Origin of the sequence: Janthinobacterium sp. AD80 (genome assembly GCF_002878455.1) — a bacterium.
Classification (GTDB): domain Bacteria; phylum Pseudomonadota; class Gammaproteobacteria; order Burkholderiales; family Burkholderiaceae_D; genus Janthinobacterium.
The window spans coordinates 1-6,714 of record NZ_NRDQ01000210.1 but is presented as its reverse complement, the minus strand read 5'-3'; the positions used below and the strand labels follow the sequence as shown (position 1 = coordinate 6,714).

The window sequence follows — 6,714 nt, the reverse complement described above, 5'->3', positions numbered from 1 at the left end:
GTCGCTGCAGCCCAGCGGCGCGCCGGCTTGCAGCGCCAGCGCGAAGGCCTGCGCGGCGGGCGGCGTGATGTTCAGTTGCACGATCTCGGGATGAAACAGGCCGGGCAGGGCGCGGCAATCGATGGCCAGCACGGCCAGGTCGCGCGCATGCAGGGCGCCGCCAAGGTCGGCTCTGGCACGCAATTGCAGCAAGCCGTCCGCGCCCAGGCGCACGCTGGTGGCGTGGAATTGCGCGGGGTCGAACAGTTCGGGGTACAGAATATAGCCCATGGGGCTGGCATGCTGGCGGCAGCGCCGCGGCGTCTGCTGTGACTGCGGGCCGGGCAAGTCGGCCAGGTCGGCCAGCGTGCCCCAGTAGCACTGGTGCATGCGGCACCAGTGGCGTGGCGCGCCGTTGCGAAACTTGCCGGCCGGCTGCATATCGCAGCCGATGGTGGCGTCCAGCCCCGCGCCCGCGTGAAAATGGCCGGTGATGTGCGGGCCGGTCACGGCCAGATCGCCCGTGCTTGCGTGCAAAGGCCAGCAGATGCCGGGCAGGGTCAGGGCGCTGCTCATGGCGGCTACCGGCTTGCCAGGCGCCGGCTGGCCAGAAGGTAAAAACCCGCCGTCAGGGGCGGGTTGTGCTGGCTCGATTGCCTTGGGCATGGCCCGGTCTTATTCTTCCGTATCGGCCAGGGTGACGATGGCGCGCGCCCACTTGGCATACTTCAGGTTCGCCAGGTCGCGCACGGTCTTGACATTGAACGCTTGCTTGAGGAGCTCGGCATCCTTCTCGCTCACCCCTTGCAGCGCATCGACGGGGGCATCGGCGATTTCCTTGAACGTCTTTTTCTCGTAGGCCTTATCTACCGCTTTATTGATGTTCATATCTTGATACTCCTCAGTAAGTAGGAAAAATTATTCTACACGTTTTTGTGAACCGTCAATTTACGCTTGCATGTTATGCCGAAGTAAATATGATGGAGGTGGGTGGCTCAACAGTTGTGCCCGTCATTGCGCTTGTCTTGAAATTGCAATTATAACATCGTTATTATTCATAGTATAATGATTTTCCATGGCGGAGAATAATCTGCGCCATGTTTGGCGCCGCCAGCGTGCGGCCTTACTTTGACAGCGTTCAGGAGATTATGATGAGTTTGCTAGATCAACTTGCAGGACAGGCGATGAGCGCTTTGGGCAACAAGGGTGCGGATGGCGAGGCGTCATCGGGATTGATGGCCAGTGTGATGGAACTGGTCAACCAGCATGGCGGCCTGCCTGGCTTGCTGCAAAAATTCCAGGAAAGCGGTCTCGGCGACCAGGTGGCCAGCTGGATCGGCACCGGCGCGAACGCGCCCGTATCCGGCGAGCAGATCAAGGATGCCCTGGGCACCGACACGATCACTCAGATCGCCGAAAAAGCCGGCGTGGCCCCGGACGCGGCGTCGGGCGGCCTGGCAGCCTTGCTGCCCCAGCTGATCGACAAGCTGACACCGGACGGTCAAGTGCCGGAAGGCAATGACCTGGTCAGCCAGGGCTTGAATATGCTGAAGGGCAAGATTTTCGGCTGATTCCCCGCACACGCCAAACAAAAAAACCTCGCGGCGATGCGAGGTTTTTTTATGCGGCAAGAACATTCACGTAGCAAGAATGCCTGCAAAACGCCCATTGCCAGGCGTCGCGCCGAAGGCAGTGCGACGAGTATGGCAAAAGTGAGCGAAACCCAGCCACAACGCCACGGGCATTTTTCTCGGGCGTTCTAGGCTGCGGCCATCATGCCGAAATGGAGGGGGGCGCCAGTCAGCCTGGCCGTGCTGCCCTCCACCAGATACGAGCAATAGCGGCGCCGCTCGGCGCTGCCGCCGCGCCGCTCCATCAGTTCGCCCAGCATGGCGACGGCATCGGTGGCCATTTTTTGCACGGGCTGGCGCAGGGTGGTGATGTCGTAGCTGAGCCAGCCAGACGCTTCCAGCGCGTCGAAACCGGCCACCGACATTTGCAGCGGCACCTGGATGCCCATCTGGTGGCGCGCCGTGTCCAGGCAGCCGATGGCCATGATGTCGTTGCCGCAGATGACGGCGTCCGGCACCCGGCCCAGGCGGTCGATGACCTTGCGCAAGCCGCGTCCGCCGCTGGCGTAATCGTAGTTGCCGCTGACGACGATGGGCGCGGGCAAGCCCAGGCTCAGCAACCGGTCCAGCACGCCCGCCTTGCGCTCCTGCGCCACGGCCGAGTCGCCGGGGCCGTCGATGATGGCGAACTGGCGATGGCCCGCCTCGGCCAGGCGCGACACCAGCAGGCGCGCCGCTTCCGCCTGGTCGCACAACACGGCATGCACGGCGTGCTCGCGCGGGCTGCGGTTGAACAGCACCAGCGGCACTTCGCGCCGGCCGAACTCGGCCATCTGCTCGTCGGACAGCCCGGCGGCCACGATGGCGCCATCGACCTGGTACTGCCACACGTCGCTCAAGACCTTGCCGATATCGGCTTCGCGCTCCAGGGTAAACAGCAGCAGGCGCTTGCCCTGGCGGGCGATCTGCTGGCTGAGGTCGGACAGCACTTGCGGATAGTACAGATTGGCCAGGTTGGAAATGATGACGGCCACCAGGTTCGAGCGGCGCGTGATCAGGCTGCGCGCGGCCGCGTTGGGGATGTAGTCGAGGCTGATGGCCGCCTGCATGACCTTGGCATGCGTGGCGGGCGAGATGCTGGCGCCGGGCTTGAAGCAGCGCGACACGGCCGACTGCGACACGCCGGCCAGCAGGGCCACGTCATAGGAGGTGACGCGCCGTGCCGCGGCAGGCAAGGGGCGCGGTGCGGCGGTGCTGCTGATGATCCGGGCTACAGTATTCTTTTTTCGCATATTGGTCTGGCAAGCAACCTGTCTCAAAGTATTCCTGCAGGCCCGGCCGCTTGTGGCAGCCAGGACGGGAGACTGAGCATAGCGTAAAAGATTGCCTAGTGGCAAGACTGTTTTCTTATTCATGTTGCAAAAAATATGATTAATTGGCAAGTGGTACGCCTGCCGCGCCCGCCATTGCGTGCGCCATGGCGAAGTGGTCGCCACACGCCGCAGGTGCCCGTCCGGTGCCAGCGAGAGCTTGCCTTTGGGCAAGCTCAAGTTAATTGCACGGCCCGCTGTCTTTTTCTCCTCGGATGGCTAGTGCAAAGGCGTGCCTTCTGATAACATAACGCCCCTTTATTCAGGGAAGGGTCGACATGGCCAATGCTTGCGGCGTCGATTTCGGCACGTCAAATTCCACGGTAGGCTGGGCGCGTCCCGGGCAGAGCACGATGCTAGGCCTGGAAGACGGCAAGACAACCTTACCATCCGTCGTCTTCTTCAATGCGGAAGACGAGGAAGTCAGTTTTGGCCGCGCGGCGCTGGCCGGTTATCTGGCCGGCTATGAAGGGCGTTTGATGCGCTCGTTGAAAAGCTTGCTGGGTACCAGTCTCATCGACGGGCAGACGGAAGTGGGCGGCCGCGCGCTGCCGTTCCGCATGTTGCTGGCGCAATTCATTGGCGAGGTCAAACGCCGCGCCGAGCAGTCCGCCGGGCGCGAATTCTCGTCCGCCGTGTTCGGCCGTCCCGTCTTCTTTATCGATGACAATGCGCAAGCCGACCAGCTGGCGCAGGACACGTTGGCCGAAGTGGCCCGTTCCGTCGGCTTCAAGGATGTGGCGTTCCAGTTCGAGCCGATCGCCGCCGCCTTCGACTACGAGTCGCAGATCGACAAGGAAGAGCTGGTACTGATCGCCGACATCGGCGGCGGTACGTCCGACTTTTCGCTGGTGCGCCTGTCGCCCGAGCGGGCGAAAAAGACGGAGCGGCGCGAGGATATCCTGGCCACGGGCGGCGTGCACATCGGTGGCACGGATTTCGACAAATACCTGAGCCTGTCCTCCGTCATGCCTCTGCTCGGCTATGGCAGCCGCCTGAACAATAATAGCGAAGTCCCGTCCAGCTACTATTTCAACCTCGCGACCTGGCACACCATCAACCTGGCTTACACCAAGAAGATCTGGGTGCAGCTGGCCGACGTGTGCCGCGATGCGCGCGAGCAAGACAAGATGGGGCGCCTGCAAAAGCTGATCGACGAGCGCGCCGGCCACTGGCTGGCCATGAAAGTGGAAGAGGGCAAGATCGCCCTGTCCGACGCGGCCGAAGTGCAGCTGGAGCTGGACCGCCTGTCGCCTGCGCAAAGCCTGCTGCTGAAACGCACGCAATTTGACGAAGCCATCGGCCACCTGTGCGGTTCCGTGGAAGAAACCGTGCTGCGCCTGCTGCGCGACGCGGGCGTGGCGCCGGAAGCCGTCGATACCGTGTTCTTCACGGGCGGCTCCAGCGGCGTGCGCTTGCTGCGTGAAAAGATCGCGGCCCTGGTGCCGGCGGCCCGCAAGGTCGAAGGCGATCTGTTCGGCAGCATTGGTGCCGGTCTGGCGCTGGACGCCGTGCGCAAGTTCGGCTGATAAAATGCGCATGGCGGCGTTGCCGCGCCTTGCCGTACTAGTGTACTGTCTGCAACGCGGCGCCTTGCCCTGCGCATTTTATCGATATTCCAGTCGTTGTACCTAAGAAAGAGCGCTCCATGCATGTGTTTGACAAACCGATCGTCATGATCGACTTCGAGACGACCGGCCTGTCGCCCGACATGGGCGACCGCATCACGGAAGTGGCGGCGCTGCGCATCGAGGGCGGGCAGATCACGGACCGCTACGTGACCCTGATCAACTGCAATGCGCGCATTCCCGCGTTCATCACGGGCTTGACGGGCATCACGCAATCGATGGTGGACAAGGCGCCGCCCGTGGCCGACGTGGTGCCGCAGTTGCTGGATTTTATCGGCAGCGATGCCTTGTCGGCGCACAACGCCAGCTTCGATGAGAAATTCCTGCGCGCGGAAAGCGCCCGCCTGAACCTGGCGCCGGCGCACAAGTCGCTCGTGTGCTCGCTGAAACTGTCGCGCCGCGTGTTTCCCGGCATGTCCAGCTACAAGCTGGGCTTGCTGTCCAGCCAGCTGGGGATCGCTTTCAAGAGCGCCGCCCACAGGGCCGAGTCCGATGCGGAAGTGGCAGCGCAAGTGCTGATCCATATCGGCCGCCACCTGCGCAGCAACTATGGCATCGCCGATGTCGACGCCGACTTGCTCGTGTCGCTGAACAAGCTGGCCGCTGCCAAGGTGCCGCAGTTCCTGCAAAAACACCCGTCGCGCCGCTGATTTTTCAGCCGCGCCAGCCGCGCGCCAGTTCTGGCGTGCAATAGCCCGTTTCCCCTCGAAGCGGGCTCATCAAAACGATGTAATTTTATTATTTCCTTTGAGTTCGCTCAAGTCCTTTCCCCGCATCGAATTTAAAATTTAAGCAACACACGCTACGCCGCCCCAGGCCGCCGTTTTGCGCGCGCTGCCGGCAAGCGCAATGTAGATGGGGGCGCACATGGACAAGCACCATATTGCCAGAGACAGCCATCAGGCCTATATCTGGTTTCGCACGGCGGCCGAGCAGGGCAATGCCTATGCCCAGTTCAATCTGGGGCTGATGTACAAGAAGGGCGAAGGCGTGGCGCAGGACGATACGCGCGCCTTCGTATGGCTGCGCCTGGCCGCGCTGCAGGGGCTGGCGTTTGCGCAAAACCACCTGGGCGCGCTGTACTACCATGGCCGCGGCGTGGCGCAGAGCGACGACGAGGCGGTGCTGTGGTTTCGCCGGGCGGCTGCGCAGGGCGATGCCTCCGCGCAGCAAAACCTGGGGCAGATGTACCGCAAGGGCCGCGGCGTGCTGCAAAGCGACGAGCTGGCCCTGGCCTGGTTTTACCGCGCGTCGGAGCAGGGCGTGGCCAGCGCGCAGTCGCTGCTGGGCGAAGCCTATGCGCAGGGGCTGGGGGCGAAAAAGAACGATGCGCTGGCGCTGGCCTGGTTCCGCAAGGCCGCCTTGCAGGGCGATGCGCAGGCGCAATTGAACCTGGGCCTGGTCTACAAGCGGGGCCAGGGCGTGCCGCAAAGCGATGCGCAGGCCGTGGCGTGGTTCCGCCAGGCCGCGGCGCAGGGCCTGGCCGTGGCGCAGCGGCAATTGGGCGTGGCCTATGCGGAAGGGCTGGGCGTGGCGCCCGACCAGTTGCGCGCCTACGCCTGGCTGCAGCGTGCCGCCGAACAGGACGATGCGGATGCCCAGTTCAACCTGGCCGTGATGCTGGCGCGTGGCCTGGGCGTGGACAAGGACGAAGCCCGCGCCGTCGCCTGGTACCGGCGCGCCGCCCTGCAGGGCCATTGCATGGCGCAATACAATCTGGGCGGCATGTTTGCCAGCGGGCGCGGCATGGAACGCGACTTGCACCAGGCGCTGGACTGGTATGCCAGGGCGGCGGCCCAGGGCGCGGCGAATGCCCAGTTCAACCTGGGCGTCATGTATGCCAACGGCCATGGCGTGGCGCGCGACCATGCGTGCGCCGTGCGCTGGTACCGCACGGCCGCCGAGCAGGGCGACGCCAGCGCGCAAAACAATCTGGGCGTGATGTATGCGAATGGCCATGGCGTGCCGCAGGATGACGGCCTGGCCGTGCACTGGTATGCGCGCGCGGCCGAGCAGGGCCATGCCCTGGCCCAGTACAACCTGGGCGGCATGTATAACGGCGGCCGCGGCGTGCCCAGGGATAGGGTGTGCGGCTACATGTGGCTGGCGCTGGCGGCCGAAGGCGGCGACAGCGCGGCGGCCAGCGCCCGTGAAGCGGCGGCCGGC

7 protein-coding genes are annotated in these 6,714 nt (G+C 63.9%); 4 read left to right on the top strand and 3 right to left on the bottom strand.

Translation table 11 applies throughout. The features are described from left to right. The coding region (locus JaAD80_RS27010; protein WP_146012560.1) for a hypothetical protein at positions 1–645 on the bottom strand (645 nt) is incomplete at its 3' end. A gap of 9 nt (positions 646–654) precedes the next feature. Further along, complete coding sequence (locus JaAD80_RS27005; RefSeq protein WP_102299139.1) at positions 655–867, bottom strand: hypothetical protein; 213 nt, start codon at positions 865–867, stop codon at positions 655–657. A gap of 209 nt (positions 868–1,076) precedes the next feature. On the opposite strand from JaAD80_RS27005, the gene JaAD80_RS27000 reads away from it, so the two are divergent. Further along, positions 1,077–1,550: a YidB family protein gene (locus tag JaAD80_RS27000; RefSeq protein WP_308410654.1), complete on the top strand. Its 474-nt coding sequence runs from the start codon at positions 1,077–1,079 to the stop codon at positions 1,548–1,550. A gap of 188 nt (positions 1,551–1,738) precedes the next feature. Here JaAD80_RS27000 and JaAD80_RS26995 read toward each other — a convergent pair whose 3' ends face one another. Further along, positions 1,739–2,785, bottom strand: a complete 1,047-nt coding sequence (locus JaAD80_RS26995) for a LacI family DNA-binding transcriptional regulator (RefSeq protein ID WP_258003206.1) — start codon at positions 2,783–2,785, stop codon at positions 1,739–1,741. Positions 2,786–3,198: 413 nt separating this feature from the next. On the opposite strand from JaAD80_RS26995, the gene JaAD80_RS26990 reads away from it, so the two are divergent. The 3 genes from JaAD80_RS26990 to JaAD80_RS31910 form a co-directional block, all read left to right on the top strand. After that, positions 3,199–4,449 carry an Hsp70 family protein gene (locus JaAD80_RS26990; protein WP_102299135.1) on the top strand — a complete coding sequence of 417 codons (1,251 nt, stop codon included), beginning with the start codon at positions 3,199–3,201 and terminating at the stop codon, positions 4,447–4,449. 119 nt (positions 4,450–4,568) lie between these two features. Next, on the top strand, positions 4,569–5,198 hold the full coding sequence (locus tag JaAD80_RS26985) for a PolC-type DNA polymerase III (RefSeq protein WP_180979613.1): 630 nt from the start codon (positions 4,569–4,571) through the stop codon (positions 5,196–5,198). 217 nt (positions 5,199–5,415) lie between these two features. Then, positions 5,416–6,714, top strand: a 1,299-nt coding sequence (locus JaAD80_RS31910) for a tetratricopeptide repeat protein (protein WP_102299142.1), incomplete at its 3' end; no start/stop codon positions are given.